The 13,665-nt window shown below is 65.5% G+C and carries 14 protein-coding genes; 8 read left to right on the top strand and 6 right to left on the bottom strand.

The features are described 5' to 3' along the window. Nucleotides 1-232: 232 nt before the first annotated feature. The 3 genes from KH616_RS05570 to KH616_RS05560 all read right to left on the bottom strand — a co-directional run bounded on the left by KH616_RS05570 (nt 233) and on the right by KH616_RS05560 (nt 4,038). A complete protein-coding gene (locus KH616_RS05570; protein ID WP_292237930.1) occupies nt 233-1,654 on the bottom strand; it encodes an MFS transporter in 1,422 nt (473 codons plus the stop codon). A gap of 249 nt (nt 1,655-1,903) precedes the next feature. Further along, complete coding sequence (locus tag KH616_RS05565; RefSeq protein WP_292237929.1) at nt 1,904-3,415, bottom strand: aldehyde dehydrogenase family protein; 1,512 nt, start codon at nt 3,413-3,415, stop codon at nt 1,904-1,906. Nucleotides 3,416-3,825: 410 nt separating this feature from the next. Continuing rightward, the gene (locus tag KH616_RS05560; RefSeq protein ID WP_292237928.1) at nt 3,826-4,038 is read right to left on the bottom strand and encodes a hypothetical protein; all 213 of its coding nucleotides are present in this window, start codon (nt 4,036-4,038) and stop codon (nt 3,826-3,828) included. Between KH616_RS05560 and KH616_RS05555 the strand changes: the two genes are divergently transcribed. The 5 genes from KH616_RS05555 to nadE all read left to right on the top strand — a co-directional run bounded on the left by KH616_RS05555 (nt 4,037) and on the right by nadE (nt 8,332). Beyond that, complete coding sequence (locus tag KH616_RS05555) at nt 4,037-5,305, top strand: FAD-binding oxidoreductase (RefSeq protein ID WP_292237927.1); 1,269 nt, start codon at nt 4,037-4,039, stop codon at nt 5,303-5,305. The two genes, KH616_RS05560 and KH616_RS05555, sit on opposite strands and share 2 nt — an antisense overlap. Nucleotides 5,306-5,410: 105 nt before the next feature. Beyond that, nucleotides 5,411-6,085 carry a TetR family transcriptional regulator gene (locus tag KH616_RS05550; RefSeq protein ID WP_292237926.1) on the top strand — a complete coding sequence of 225 codons (675 nt, stop codon included), beginning with the start codon at nt 5,411-5,413 and terminating at the stop codon, nt 6,083-6,085. Between the two features lie 134 nt (nt 6,086-6,219). Next, entirely contained in the window at nt 6,220-6,405 is a 186-nt protein-coding gene (locus KH616_RS05545; RefSeq protein WP_292237925.1) for a hypothetical protein, read from the top strand. 113 nt (nt 6,406-6,518) lie between these two features. After that, complete coding sequence (locus tag KH616_RS05540; RefSeq protein WP_292237924.1) at nt 6,519-7,445, top strand: DMT family transporter; 927 nt, start codon at nt 6,519-6,521, stop codon at nt 7,443-7,445. Nucleotides 7,446-7,477: 32 nt separating this feature from the next. Then, a complete protein-coding gene (nadE, locus tag KH616_RS05535; protein ID WP_292237923.1) occupies nt 7,478-8,332 on the top strand; it encodes an ammonia-dependent NAD(+) synthetase in 855 nt (284 codons plus the stop codon). Between the two features lie 52 nt (nt 8,333-8,384). On the opposite strand, the gene KH616_RS05530 is transcribed toward nadE, so the two are convergent. After that, nucleotides 8,385-9,011 (bottom strand): LysE family translocator, encoded by a 627-nt coding sequence (locus KH616_RS05530; protein WP_292237922.1) that lies wholly within the window; start codon nt 9,009-9,011, stop codon nt 8,385-8,387. A 134-nt stretch (nt 9,012-9,145) separates the two neighbouring features. On the opposite strand from KH616_RS05530, the gene KH616_RS05525 reads away from it, so the two are divergent. Beyond that, nucleotides 9,146-9,610: an Lrp/AsnC family transcriptional regulator gene (locus tag KH616_RS05525; RefSeq protein WP_292237921.1), complete on the top strand. Its 465-nt coding sequence runs from the start codon at nt 9,146-9,148 to the stop codon at nt 9,608-9,610. Here the strand turns inward: KH616_RS05525 and KH616_RS05520 are convergent. Beyond that, a complete protein-coding gene (locus KH616_RS05520; RefSeq protein WP_292237920.1) occupies nt 9,579-10,523 on the bottom strand; it encodes a LysR family transcriptional regulator in 945 nt (314 codons plus the stop codon). The two genes, KH616_RS05525 and KH616_RS05520, sit on opposite strands and share 32 nt — an antisense overlap. A 141-nt stretch (nt 10,524-10,664) precedes the next feature. Between KH616_RS05520 and speB the strand changes: the two genes are divergently transcribed. Continuing rightward, the gene (gene speB / locus KH616_RS05515; RefSeq protein ID WP_292237919.1) at nt 10,665-11,621 is read left to right on the top strand and encodes an agmatinase; all 957 of its coding nucleotides are present in this window, start codon (nt 10,665-10,667) and stop codon (nt 11,619-11,621) included. A gap of 45 nt (nt 11,622-11,666) precedes the next feature. After that, a complete protein-coding gene (locus KH616_RS05510) occupies nt 11,667-12,995 on the top strand; it encodes an MFS transporter (protein ID WP_292237918.1) in 1,329 nt (442 codons plus the stop codon). Between the two features lie 75 nt (nt 12,996-13,070). Here the strand turns inward: KH616_RS05510 and KH616_RS05505 are convergent, their stop codons facing one another. Beyond that, the gene (locus tag KH616_RS05505; RefSeq protein ID WP_292237917.1) at nt 13,071-13,268 is read right to left on the bottom strand and encodes a hypothetical protein; all 198 of its coding nucleotides are present in this window, start codon (nt 13,266-13,268) and stop codon (nt 13,071-13,073) included. Nucleotides 13,269-13,665: the final 397 nt, after the last annotated feature.

The following is a 13,665-nucleotide window of genomic DNA, read 5'->3' as shown; positions in this document are numbered from 1 at the left end:
CAAGAAAGTCGTCGGAATTTTTATTCTACGCCGCGGAACGCGAGCCCGCCGGATGCGAAACGAATCGTCGGGCATGCATGATCATGCATCGGCGCGCGGGCCGATGTCCCGTGAGCCCCCGACGATCTTCCCGCGTTCACGGCGGCTTCACGCATGTGGCGGCATACCTCGGCATGCCGCCGCTTTTTCGCGCAGCCTCGAAAGCCAGCAACGCGGCGCATCCGCGCCGCCGTCATTTCGAAATCGCCTCGAGCGCAATGCCCTTCGTGCGCGGCCCCATCAGGCCGATCGCGGCCATCACGATCGCCATCGCGCCTGCGATGAACACGAACACGCCGGCCGTGCCGAAGCCCTTCAGCACGGCGGCGATCACGAACGACGTGAAGATCGCCGAGAAGCGGCTCCACGAATAGACGAAGCCGACCGCACGCGCGCGAATCGCGGTGGGAAACAGCTCGGCCTGATACGCGTGATAGCTGTACGACATGATGTTGTTCGCGAGCGTGATGCCGATGCCGAGCACGATCAGCAGCGCCGCGACCGAAGTCTGGCTGAACAGCAGCCCGCAGACGACCGCCGTGCCCGCCATCGCGACGATCACGGTCTTGCGTTCGAAGCGATCGGCAATCAGGAGACCGATCAGCGGTCCGACCGGCGCCGCGAGCGCGATCACGCTCGAATACATCAGGCTCGTCGTGATCGTGATGCCCTGCTTGATGAGCAGCGTCGGCACCCAGTTCGCGAAGCCGTAGAAGCCGACCGTCTGGAATACGTTGAAAATCATCATCATGACGGCGCGCTTGCGGTACGGCGCGACCCACATGTCCTTGAAGCCGCCGCTTGCGGGCACCGGCTCGGCGGGGGCGGGCGGCGGCAGCGGCCGGCCGTATTCCGCCTCGACTTTGGCCTCCAGCGCGCGCATCACGCGGTCGGCTTCGTCGAGCCGTCCCTGCTGCGCAAGCCAGCGCGGGCTTTCCGGCAATCCGCGCCGAATCCACCAGACGAAGATCGCACCGTGCGCGCCGATCAGCACGACCCAGCGCCAGCCGTCGAGGCCGAACGGCGCATGCGGCACGAGCAGATATGCGAGGAATGCGACCACCGGCACCGCGACGAAACCGACCGCCTGCTCGCACGCGAACGCGCGGCCGCGGATCTGCTTCGGCACCAGCTCGGAGATGTACGTCCCGATCGTCACCATCTCCACGCCGAGCCCGAGCCCGACGACGAAGCGCCAGAAATTCAGCCCGGCCGCAGTGTCCTGGAACGCCATCACGACGTTCGCGGCGCAGTACCACAGCAGCGAATACGTGAAGATCGCGCGGCGGCCGAAGCGATCGGCAAGGAAGCCGCATGAGATCGTGCCGATGAAGAGGCCGGAGAACAGCGCGGCGATGAAGCTCGCGACGCCCGTCGTGCCGAACAGGCCGTGCGTCGTCGCGGTCAGGATGCCGCTTTTCACGAGGCCGGGCGCGACGTAGCCGCTGTAGAGCAGATCGTAGAGTTCGAAGAAGAAGCCGAGGCTCAGGAGGATGACGAGCTTCCAGACACTGCGGGTGGGCGGCAAGCGGTCAAGTCGGGCGGAAATGGAGCCGGCGTCGAGTACGACGGGCGATGCCGCGCATGTGCGCGAGTCACTTTCCATTGAGGCCATGTCGGTCTTGTCTCCGAATCCATGTTGTTGTCGTGAAGGACAGTCGGCGTGCGCTATGTCCGCCGATTTCGCGCATTTTACAGGCGCGGGCGGTTCGCGGCCGGTCGTCCCGGACATCCCGGCGCACGGGCCATGCGCGGCAAGCGCGCATCGCAACCCGCGCCGTGACCCCATCACCGCTCCGAAACGACGAAAGCCGCCCGAATGAAGGCGGCTTTCGCAGTTCGTTCATGCATACGCCGCGGCGCGTCACACGTCGAACTTCACTCCCTGCGCCAACGGCAGCTGACGGCTGTAGTTGATCGTATTCGTCGCACGGCGCATATACGCCTTCCACGCATCCGAACCCGACTCGCGGCCGCCGCCCGTTTCCTTCTCGCCGCCGAACGCACCGCCGATTTCCGCGCCGCTCGTGCCGATGTTCACGTTCACGATCCCGCAGTCGCTGCCCGCCGCCGACATGAACTGCTCCGCCTCGCGCATGTCGTTCGTGAAGATCGCCGACGACAGGCCCTGCGGCACCGCGTTGTGCATCGCGAGCGCTTCCTCGAAGTCGTCGTAGACCATGACGTAAAGGATCGGCGCAAACGTCTCGCGCTCGACCACCGCCGTTTGCTTCGGCATCCGCACGAGCGCCGGACGCACGTAATAGGCATCCGGATAACCGACATCGACGCGCTCGCCGCCCTTCACCTCGCCGCCTTGCTCGCGCGCATCGGCAAGCGCCTTCTGCATCGCGTCGAACGAAGCGCGATCGACCAGCGGGCCGACCAGCGTATCTGCCTCGAGCGGGTTGCCGACCTTCACGGATGCATAGGCCTTCTCGACGCGCGGCAGCAACTGATCGACGATGCTGCGATGGACGATCAGGCGGCGCAGCGTCGTGCAACGCTGGCCGGCCGTGCCGACCGCCGCGAACGTGACCGCGCGCACGACGAGGTCGAGATCCGCGCTCGGCGCGACGATCATCCCGTTGTTGCCGCCGAGTTCGAGGATGCTGCGCGCGAGGCGCTGGCTCAGCACCTTCGCCACCTCGATCCCCATGCGCACGCTGCCCGTCGCGCTGACGAGCGGCACCTTCTTCGACGATGTCAGCACCTCGCCGACATCGCGCGTGCCGAGCATGAGCTGGCTCAACCCTTCCGGGACGACGCCCGGATGCGTCTTCTCGAATTCGCGGATCGCCTTCTGGAACAGCACATGGCATGCGATCGCGGTGAGCGGCGTCTTCTCCGACGGTTTCCAGACAACCGAATCGCCACAGACGAAGGCAAGCGCCGCATTCCAGGACCACACCGCAACCGGGAAGTTGAACGCGGAAATCACACCGCACACGCCGAGCGGATGCCACGTTTCCATCATGCGATGGCCCGGGCGCTCGGACGCGATCGTCAGACCGTACAGCTGGCGCGACAGGCCGACCGCGAAATCGCAGATGTCGATCATTTCCTGCACTTCGCCCAGGCCTTCCGACGTGATCTTGCCCGCCTCGAGCGTGACCAGCCGGCCAAGCGCGGTCTTATGCTCGCGCAGCACATTGCCGAACACGCGCACCAGTTCGCCTCGCACCGGCGCGGGCACCGTACGCCACTTGAGGAACGCTTCGTGCGCGGCATCGATCTTGTGCTCGGCGTCGGCCGGGCTGTCGACCGCGAGCGTCGCGAGCGTCGCGCCGTCGAGCGGCGAGCGTGCGGTCAGCGCATTGCCTTTCCACCGGGCGAGATCGACGTCGAGCGCGGCGAGAATGTCATTGAATTGCATCACTTCCTCTTCAGGGACAAATTGATCGGTGCGGCGGCCACGCCGCCCTTGCGATTCGATTGGAGCGCGTTCGTCCATCTTGCGCAAGCGCGCCATGCACGCGCGGCGCGACACATCCGCCGCCCGCCACACGCCGTGCGCGTCGACCCGCGGCGCATGGCCGGCATGCGCGCCTGCGCCTCGCGAAACGCGCGATCCATGCCCTGCATTGTCGACGGCGGCACGCGCGGCGCGCTATTGATATTAACTCACCACTTTGTTCCGAAATCGCATCATGTCGCCCGACTCCCGCGCGCCGCGAGCGGGTCGCATAACGGCGCTGCAACCCAAACGCCCCGCTGCACTGCAAAGCACGCCGCCGGTTCGTTGCAAAGTGGCGCAGTCCGTGGCCACTTGATGACACACATGCATCATCCGGTGCGCAAATGTCGTTTGCGGCGGTCATTTTGACTGATCAGAATCAACCCGGCGCCGGCCTGTGCGCCACGGTCTGCCAGGCGCGCCACGCAGGCCGCGATGCGCCGCCCGTCCGGATTTTTTAGCATTCGACGCGGTGTGCGCGATCGGGCAAGATCGATGCACATCGCGCGCCATGTCGCCTTTATCGAATCGTCGAATCGCATGCAGAATTTCTACGAAGCCACCGTTTCCCGCCGTCCTTACCCACACCTGACCGGTACGGTCGATGCGCAGGTCTGTATCGTCGGCGGCGGTCTCGCCGGTCTGTGCACGGCGCTCGGGCTGGTCGAACGCGGGGTGCGCGACATCGTCGTGCTCGACAGCGAGCGGGTCGGCTTCGGCGCGTCGGGCCGCAACGGCGGCTTCGTGTTCGGCGGCTACAGCCTGGACAACGCCGACCTGCTGCGCACGCTCGGCCGCGACGAGGCACGCCGCCTGTACCGTCTGACGATCGACGCGGTCGAGCTGATTCGCACGCGCATCGCGCGCTACGGTATCGAGTGCGACATCGTCGATCGGGGCGTCATGCTTGCGAACTGGTTCGACGATCCGTCGCGGCTCGACGGATTGCGGCAGCTGATGAAGAGCGAATTCGACGTCGACTGGCAACCGGTCGACACGCCCGCACTGCGCGACCGGCTGAAGACGACGCGCTATCACGGCGGCCTGTTCGAGCCGAACGCCTTCCATTTCCATCCGCTCAAATACGTGCTTGGCGTCGCCGAAGCCGCGACGCGCGGCGGCGCACGCATTTTCGAGCAGTCCCCGGCACAGGCGATCGAGCGCGACGGCGCGGGCTTCGTCGTCCGGACGCCGCAGGGAATCGTGCGCGCGCAGGATGTCGTGTTCGCGGGCGGCGGGTACGCGCGTGGCGTATCGCCCCGCATCGAGCGTGCGGTGTTGCCGATCGCGACCTACGTGATCGCGACCGAGCCGCTCGGCACGCGCCTCAAGGACGCGATCGATGCGCCGTATGCGATCTACGACACACGTTTCGCATTCGACTACTACCGTCCGCTGCAGGACACGCGCATTCTGTGGGGCGGCCGGATCTCGGTGCTCGACCGCGGCCCGGATGCCATCGCCCGCCTGCTCAGGCGCGACCTCACGCGCGTCTATCCTCAGCTTGCCGACGCGAAGATCGAATACGCGTGGGGCGGGTTGATGAGCTACGCGCGCCACAAGATGCCGCAGATCGGCCGGGATGCGGATGGCGTCTGGCACGCGATTGCATTCGGCGGGCACGGCATGGCGCCGACGACGGTCGCGGGCGAGGCGCTCGCCGCAGCGCTGGCGGAAGGCCGGCCGGTTCCGGAAGGCTTCGCGGCGTTCGGCCTGACGCGCACATACGGGCTGGCCGGGCTGGCCGCCGCACAGCTGACATACACCGCGTATCAAGCGCGTGATGCGCTCGCGACGTACCGTCATTGAGCATGATCCGACCACGCCGATGCAGCGCCGCAGGCCGACAGGAAGCCGTTTTTTCGCATGCTAGAATGCCCCGTCCATGTCGCCGCACAGCCACAATAACCCCACATGAAAACAGGAAGCAGGGCCACCGCGCCCGAAGGCCGGACGGCTCCGTCCGATGCGCGACGCAAGTACGACCCCGAGCAAACCAAGCGCAACATTCTCGACGTCGCCACGCAGGAATTTTCCGCGATGGGTCTCGCCGGCGCGCGTGTCGATGCGATCGCCGAGCGCACCAACACGACGAAGCGGATGCTCTACTACTACTTCGAAAGCAAGGAAGGGCTTTACGAGGCCGTGCTGGAGAAAGTGTACGGCGATATCCGCGCGCTCGAACAGGCGCTGCACGTCGGCGATATGGAACCGCTCGAAGGCATGCGCCGGCTCGTCGAATTCACGTTCGACTACCACGACAAGCACCGCGATTTCGTCCGCCTCGTGTCGATCGAGAATATCCACGGCGCGAAGTATCTCGAACAGCTCAAGTCGTTCAAGAACCGCAACGTCAGCATCATCAAGACGATCGAGGAACTGCTCGAGCGCGGCGCGGCGAGCGGTGCGTTCCGCAAGGATGTCGATGCCTTCGACCTGCATCTGCTGATCAGTTCCTTCTGCTTTCATCGCGTGTCGAACCGCTACACCTTCGGCGCCGCGTTCGGCCGCGATCCGTCGGCGCCGCGGCTGCGCGCACGGCATCGCGACACCATAGCGGACGCGGTGCTGCGTTACGTCGCCGCCTGAATCCCGTCGCACACTGTCCGGGCAAGCCGCTCGATGGCGAAATGCAGTCTTTCCCGAACCGGATGAATCGGCGTGACGCAGATTGCTACACTCTGCGTTTCACCGAACGACAGATGATTCAGGAGGCTTGAGCGATGTATCGCAAAGGCGTCGTACTCGAAATCCAGTTTTCACCCGAACGACTCAACGACGCCGCCGGCGATCCGTACTGGATCGACCTGACGCTCGACGAGGCCCGCCGCCTGCATCGGCAACTCGCCGCACGCTTCGCGACCGAGGCGCGCGCGAACCAGCCGCTCGATACCTTCTCCCTCGACTGATCTCCGCTGCACGCCCCGCGCGATTGCAGGATTCGACAAGACGGCGGCGCCGTGCGGCCGGATACTGCGAGACTTCGTGAATCCGTCCGGCCGCCGTCCGCGGCCCGTCTCGCATGCTCAATTCGGTCGTCGCCGCGGCATTCGTCGCGCTCTGGTCCACCGGCTTCATCGTCGCACGCGCCATCAAGCCGTTTGCCGATCCCAACCTGTTCCTGCTCGCGCGCTTCGCGGGCACGGCGCTGCTGTTCGGCGTATTCGCGCTCGCCGCGCGCGCACCCTGGCCGGCACGCCGCGAATGGCCGCGCCACCTGATCGCCGGCGCCTTGCTGCAAGGCCTCTACCTCGGTGCGAGCTACTGGGCGGTCGCGCAGGGTCTGAACGCGGGCGTGATGGCGTTGCTCGGTGCATTGCAACCGCTCGCGACAGCGGCCCTTGCCGTCCCGCTCTTCAACGAGCGGCTGCCGGCGCGCGGCTGGCTCGGCATGCTGCTCGGGCTCGCCGGCGTGGCGCTGGTGCTCGCGCCGAAGGTTGCCGGCGGCGTCGCCGCGGCACCGGGAGCGGCGCCGGCGTGGCTCGTCGTGGCGGTGTCGGTGCTGGCGGTCGGCTCGATCACCACGGGCTCGCTCTATCAGAAAGGCAAGCTCGCGCAGAGCGATCTGCGCACCGCTGTCGTCGTGCAGAACCTCGGCGCCGCCATCGTCGCGGCCCTGTTCGTCGGCGTGCTGCACGAGACGCGCTGGATCGGCGCGCCCGCGCTGTGGCTGTCGCTCGTCTGGGGTGCCGTGTTCCTGTCGGGCGGCGCCGTCACGATGCTGATGTGGATGCTCCGGCGCGGCAATGCGGCCCGTGCGACGTCGCTGCTGTTTCTTGCGCCGCCCCTGGCCGCGTTGCAGGCTTATCTGCTGTTCGGCGAGCGGCTCGAACCCGTTCAGCTTGCCGGGTTCGCGGTCGCGCTGGCCGGCGTCGTGCTGGCGCGGCGCCGGCCCGATGCCGCTGCGGCACGGGCGCGCCGCGGCACAGCGCCGCAAATGCGCTTATGATGGGCGGCTCGACTTTCGCCCCGGAATCCCCCATGACATCCGCCGATTACGCCAGCCGCCAACGCGCAATCATTGCCGAATTGGCCGTCGCGCCCGACTTCGACGTCGATGCCGAGATCGAGCGCCGCGTCGGCTTCCTTGCGCAATACCTGCGCTCGACCGGCCTGCGGACTTATGTGCTCGGGATCAGCGGCGGGGTCGATTCGTCGACAGCGGGACGGCTCGCGCAACTCGCGGTCGAACGTCTCCGTGCGGAGGATATAGCGGCACGCTTTGTCGCGATGCGGCTGCCTTACGGCGCACAACGCGACGAAGAGGATGCGCAGCATGCGCTGGCGTTCATCCGCGCAGACGAGGTGCTGACCGTCGACGTGAAGCCGGCCGCCGATGCGATGCTCGACGCGCTCGCCGGCGCGCAGTTGCGGTTCGCCGACCATGCGCAGCAGGATTTTGTTCACGGCAACATCAAGGCGCGCGAGCGCATGATCGCGCAATACGCGGTCGCGGGCGCACGGCGCGGCATCGTGATCGGCACCGATCACGCGGCCGAATCGGTAATGGGCTTTTTCACGAAATTCGGCGACGGCGGCGCGGACGTGCTGCCGCTCGCCGGCCTGACCAAGCGCCGCGTGCGTGCGATCGCGCGTGCGCTGGGCGGCGATGAACGGATCGTGACGAAGGTGCCGACGGCCGATCTCGAGACGCTGCGCCCGCTGCATCCCGATGAACATGCGTACGGCATCACTTACGACGAGATCGACGACTTTCTCGAAGGCAAGCCGGTCAGCGATCATGTCTACGCGACGATACTGCGTTTCTACGACGGGTCGACGCACAAGCGCGCATTGCCGTATACGCTGTTCGACTGGCCCGGCCGGCACGGGTAAGCCGGCGCACGCGACGGCGCATGTCCGACCCGCCGCGCGCGACCCGCGCCGGTCAATCCATCGAAAGACGCAGCGCGAAGCCGATCAGCGCAGCCGAAAACGTCCAGCGCTGTACGGTCTGCGCCAGCGGATGCGCGCGCATCCACGAAGCGATCCGCGACGCACCGAATACGCAGGCCAGGTCGAAACATACTCCGACTGCGACAAGCAGCGCCCCCAGTTCGACCATCTGCCACATCACGGGCCCGGCATCGGTTCGCACGAACTGCGGCAGCAGCACCGAACAGAACAACAGCGCCTTCGGGTTCAGCAGATTGGTCAGCAGCCCCTTGAAGAACGACTGGCGCAATTCGCCGGCCGAGATCGCCTCACCGTCGCCGGACAGCGCGAACACGGGCGAACGAAACACCTGGATCGCGACATAGGCGAGATAAGCGGCGCCGCCATAGCGAATCCCTTCATAAAGCCACGGCGCGCTGCGGATCAGCGCTGCGACACCGCACGCGGACAACATCACGTGCACGGAGCGGGCCACACTGAGCCCCGCCGCCGCCGCGATCCCCGGCCGCACGCCGCGACCGATGCTGGTCTGCAGCACGAGCGCCATGTCCGGCCCCGGCAGGGCGTAAGTCGCCGCCAGTGCAGCGAGATAAATCAGTAACAAATGCGTGGAAATCATGCTCCGTCCCCGGACTTCATGGACGATATGATGCCGCCAGCAGACGAGTGATTTTTGGCCTTATTGGACGATCATCTGGCTTTGTGGAGCGGATTCCCCCAAAATTTCAGCATTCGAATATTGAATCCGCCCACATGCACGATCTCGACAAAACCGACCGCGCAATCCTCGCTGCCCTGCAACGCGACGGCCGCATGCCGATCGCGCGCCTCGCCGACACGGTCGGCCTGTCGGAGACGCCCTGCGCACGACGCCTGAAGCGCCTCGAGAGCGACGGCTACATCGAGCGCTACCGCGCGCAGCTGTCGCGCAAGGCGCTCGGCTTCGGCGTCGTCGCATTCGTGCTGGTGCGCTTCGCGGTGCACGACCGCGACGTCGCGAACCGCTTCGAGCGGGAAATCCTCGCGATCGAGCGGATCCTGTCGTGCCACAACGTGTCCGGAACCGCCGATTACCTGCTGCAAGTCGTCGCGCGCGATCTCGACGATTACGGTACGTTCCTGCGCGAATCGCTCCGAAACCTGCCCGGCGTGACGTCGATCGAATCGGCGTTGTCGCTGCGCGAAGTCAAGCGCGAGGCGGAGATGCCTTTGCCGTGACCGGCACGGCGTCGGACGGCTGGTGCGCACGCTCGAGATCCTCGAGAAACGCCTGCACGAGCGGGTTGCCGCGCGCGCTGCGCGCGACCACCATGTGGAACGTCACGTCGTAGTGCAGCCGCTCCGGGTTGAGCGGCGCGAGGAGGCCCTGCGCGACGTATGGCGCGGCGAAGTGCTGCGGCAGGTAACCGAGATGATGGCCGGACAGGATCAGCAGCGCGACCGCCTCCATGTTGTCGGCGGTCGCCGTCACGCGGTCGGGCGTCGTCGACATCTGCGCCTCCGGCAGCGGATACGAGCGCCAGGCCCATTCGAAGCCCGCGACGTCGGCGGGCATCAGCGCACCGGCGCGCGCGAACAGTGGATGGCCGCGGCCGCAATACGCAACCTGCCGCTCGATGAAGAGCGGCGTGTAGTGCAGCGCGGGCACGCGATGCCAGAAATAGCCGACGGCAATTTGTATCTCGTCGTTCAGCAGCTTTTCCTCGAGATCGCCCGGCGCGCGCACGGCAATCGAGAAGCGCACGGCCTGGTCACGCGAACGGAACGCGGCGATCGCCTCGGCGATCCGCGCGTTCTGGCTGACCGGCGTATGACCGATCAACCCGATGTTCAGCGTGCCGACCAGCTGCCGATCCATGTGCCGCGCCGCGATGCCGAAATCGTCGAGGGCGGTCAGCAGCTTGCGGCTCATCGCATAGAACCGCTCGCCCTTCGGCGTGAGCTTGAAACCGCTGCGGCCGCGCTCGCACAGCCGGTAGCCTAAGCGGGTTTCGAGCGACGACAGCTGCGCACTGATCGTCGATTGCCCGACGTTCAGTACCGACTGTGCCGCAGAGACGCCTCCCGCGTCCGTTACGGCCAGAAACACGCGGATCAGCCGCAGATCGAGCGTCGACAGATTTCCCAGCACTGCTTTTCCCCTCCATACATCGAAGAAAATCGATGTTTACGTCGATATCTTCGCATTCTTCTTTCCATCCGGAACGCGTACAACTGTGCGACATGCCGCGTCGGATGATACGGCAAGCCCAACAAAGGAAGAGACGCCCCCATGAACGCACACCCCCACTTTCAGCCGCTCGGCGGCAACGACATGCCGCGCTGCGGCGGCATCGCGACCATGATGCGCCTGCCCCACGTGGCGACCGCCGAAGGGCTCGACGCCTGCTTCGTCGGCGTGCCGTTCGATCTCGGCACATCCAACCGTACCGGCGCCCGCTTCGGCCCGCGCCAGATCCGCACCGAATCCGTGCTGCTGCGCCCGTACAACATGGCGACGCGCGCCGCGCCGTTCGATTCGCTGCAAGTGGCCGACGTCGGCGACGTGGCGATCAATCCGTACAACCTGCACGATTCGATCGCACGCATCGAAACCGCGTACGACGGCATCCTGAAATACGGCTGCAAGCCGATCACGCTGGGCGGCGACCATACGATCGCGCTGCCGATCCTGCGCGCGATCCACCGCAAGCACGGCAAGGTTGCATTGATCCACGTCGATGCACACGCCGACGTGAACGATACGATGATGGGCGAAAAGATCGCTCACGGCACGCCGTTCCGCCGCGCGGTCGAGGAAGGCCTGCTCGAGTGCTCGAAGGTCACGCAGATCGGCCTGCGCGGCACCGGCTATGCCGCCGAAGATTTCGACTGGTGCCGGGAGCAGGGTTTCCGCGTCGTCCAGGCGGAAGCGTGCTGGAACAAATCGTTGGCGCCGCTGATGGCGGAGGTGCGGGAGCAGATCGGCGACACGCCGGTCTACATCAGCTTCGACATCGACGGCATCGATCCCGCGTACGCACCGGGCACCGGCACGCCGGAAATCGCCGGACTGACCGTGCCGCAGGCGCTCGAAATCATCCGGGGTGCGCACGGCCTGAACATCGTCGGCTGCGACCTCGTCGAAGTGGCGCCGCCTTATGACCCATTCGGCACGACCGCATTGCTCGGCGCAAACCTCGCTTACGAATTGCTGTGCGTGCTGCCGGGCGTCGCTTACCGCGACTGACGCCGACACCATCAATTCAAAGGATTCACGAGGAGCGAAGAGCAGATGGGGACTTCCGTCAAGCAACCGAAACGTGCGGCGCTTGCGTCGTTCGTCGGCACCACGATCGAATGGTACGACTTCTATAGCTATGCAACCGCCGCCGCAATCGTGTTCGGGCCGTTGTTCTTTCCCGGCGAGAACCGGTTCGTCAGCCTGCTTGCGTCGTTCGGTTCGTTTGCTGTCGGCTTCTTCGCCCGGCCGGTCGGCGGCGTGCTGTTCGGCTACCTCGGCGACCGTTTCGGCCGCAAGCGTTCGCTGCTCGCGACGCTGATGCTGATGGCGGTGTCGACGGTCGCAATCGGCATGTTGCCGACCTATGCGCAAGCCGGGATCGTCGCGCCGGTTCTGCTCGTGCTGATGCGCGTGCTGCAAGGCATTGCGGTCGGAGGCGAATGGGGCGGCGCGGTGCTGCTCGCCGGCGAGCATGCGCCGGAAGGCAAGCGCACGTTCTTCGCGTCGTTCGCGCAGCTCGGCAGCGCAAGCGGCCTGATCCTGTCGATGCTCGCATTCGGCGCGATCAGCATGCTGCCGAAGGACGATCTGATGAGCTGGGGCTGGCGCGTGCCGTTCCTCGCGAGCGCGGTGTTGCTGGTGGTGGGTTTCGTGATCCGCGCGAGCGTGTCCGAATCGCCGGAGTTCGAGGAAGTTCGCAAGCGCGGCGATACCGCGCAGAACCCTGTCCGCGATGCGCTCAAGTACTGGCCGCTGCTGCTGCTCGCGATCGGCGCGAACGTCTATGGGATCGCCGGTGTGTATTTCAGCAACATCTTCATGATCAGCTACGCGACGCAGTTCCTGTCGCTCGACCGGTCAATGGTCCTGTACTGCATGACCATCGTCGCCGTGCTGCAATTTTTCGTGCAGCTCGTCGCTGCGTTCCTCGCGCAGCGCTTCGGCACGACACGAGTCTTGCTCGTGACCGGCGCGTGGGCGGCGATCGTACCGTTCATCATGCTGCCGCTCGTGCACATGGGCACGCCACTGTCGATCACACTCGGCATCGGCCTCGCGACGCTTGCGGAATCCGGTTATTACGCGGTGGTCGCGGGTTTCGTCAGCGGTATTTTCGTCGCGCGGATCCGCTATACGGCCATCTCGATCGCCTACCAGGTGTGCGGCGCGCTCGCAGGCGGCCTGACGCCGCTCGTCGCGACGGTCATCGCGCAACACGCCGCGTCACAATGGTGGCCGCTTGCGCTGCAGTACACGAGCGCAGCGATTCTGTCGTCGATCTGCGTGTGGCTGATCGCCCGACGCGTCGGCGATGTCGACGATACCGGCGCATCCCGCACGACGTCCGAGCCGTTGCCACACGGCGCCCGCACTGCATAAATGCGACAGCGGGGCGGCGCAAAGCCGCCCCGCTCATTTGCACCTTTCTCGCCCTATGGAGCTCCTGTCTTCGCGTTACACGTCGGTTCGGGCAAGCCATCCTTTCGATATCGCGTTGGCGATTGATGTTGGTTGATCTTCTCCGCTGAGCTCCGCGAATTCGGCCACGCGATCCTGCGGAAAATGAACGGTCGATACCGACCAAGGCCAGCTGTTTGCATCGCTGTACATGTCAGCCGGTACTTTCGCGCGTGCGTAATCATTGCGCGACATGAACTCGGGCGCGGCGAATGCGCATGCTTCCGAGCACCCTTCCCTCGATCATTCCAGTGACGCGAAGTGCACGCTATTGATAGGCATATACCGACCAGGCGTGGCCCGGTTGCCGATGCACGCAACAGACTTTTCCCACCGCCGTCGCGCAGAACAGATATGGCCAACGCCGTTACTACTGCACTATCGTTAGGACGACCACATCTTTGTGTATCAGAGGCTATATGGTGAAGACGTATTTTCGCTGTGGGCGACAAGCGACATTGTTGAAGCGGCTGTCTGGTCGGAGGCGGGGCGGGGCGGGGCGGGTTGCGGCGCTGCAAAGCAAAAACCCCCGCCTGACTGGGCGGGGGTTTTCAGATGGGGAGCCTGACGATTACCTACTTTCACACGGGAA

The sequence above is a fragment of the Burkholderia sp. genome, from assembly GCF_018375725.1.
Taxonomy (GTDB): domain Bacteria; phylum Pseudomonadota; class Gammaproteobacteria; order Burkholderiales; family Burkholderiaceae; genus Burkholderia.
Note: the sequence above shows the minus strand (reverse complement) of the source record. Positions and strands in the feature narration are given on the sequence as shown.

Bases quoted from the DNA above. Each gene is read 5' to 3' on its own strand.
- KH616_RS05570 (WP_292237930.1), bottom strand. From the start codon at position 1,654: ATGGCCTCAATGGAAAGTGACTCGCGCACATGCGCGGCATCGCCCGTC.
- KH616_RS05565 (WP_292237929.1), bottom strand. From the start codon at position 3,415: ATGCAATTCAATGACATTCTCGCCGCGCTCGACGTCGATCTCGCCCGG.
- KH616_RS05555 (WP_292237927.1), top strand. From the start codon at position 4,037: ATGCAGAATTTCTACGAAGCCACCGTTTCCCGCCGTCCTTACCCACAC.
- KH616_RS05560 (WP_292237928.1), bottom strand. From the start codon at position 4,038: ATGCGATTCGACGATTCGATAAAGGCGACATGGCGCGCGATGTGCATC.
- KH616_RS05550 (WP_292237926.1), top strand. From the start codon at position 5,411: ATGAAAACAGGAAGCAGGGCCACCGCGCCCGAAGGCCGGACGGCTCCG.
- KH616_RS05545 (WP_292237925.1), top strand. From the start codon at position 6,220: ATGTATCGCAAAGGCGTCGTACTCGAAATCCAGTTTTCACCCGAACGA.
- KH616_RS05540 (WP_292237924.1), top strand. From the start codon at position 6,519: ATGCTCAATTCGGTCGTCGCCGCGGCATTCGTCGCGCTCTGGTCCACC.
- nadE (WP_292237923.1), top strand. From the start codon at position 7,478: ATGACATCCGCCGATTACGCCAGCCGCCAACGCGCAATCATTGCCGAA.
- KH616_RS05530 (WP_292237922.1), bottom strand. From the start codon at position 9,011: ATGATTTCCACGCATTTGTTACTGATTTATCTCGCTGCACTGGCGGCG.
- KH616_RS05525 (WP_292237921.1), top strand. From the start codon at position 9,146: ATGCACGATCTCGACAAAACCGACCGCGCAATCCTCGCTGCCCTGCAA.
- speB (WP_292237919.1), top strand. From the start codon at position 10,665: ATGAACGCACACCCCCACTTTCAGCCGCTCGGCGGCAACGACATGCCG.
- KH616_RS05510 (WP_292237918.1), top strand. From the start codon at position 11,667: ATGGGGACTTCCGTCAAGCAACCGAAACGTGCGGCGCTTGCGTCGTTC.
- KH616_RS05505 (WP_292237917.1), bottom strand. From the start codon at position 13,268: ATGTCGCGCAATGATTACGCACGCGCGAAAGTACCGGCTGACATGTAC.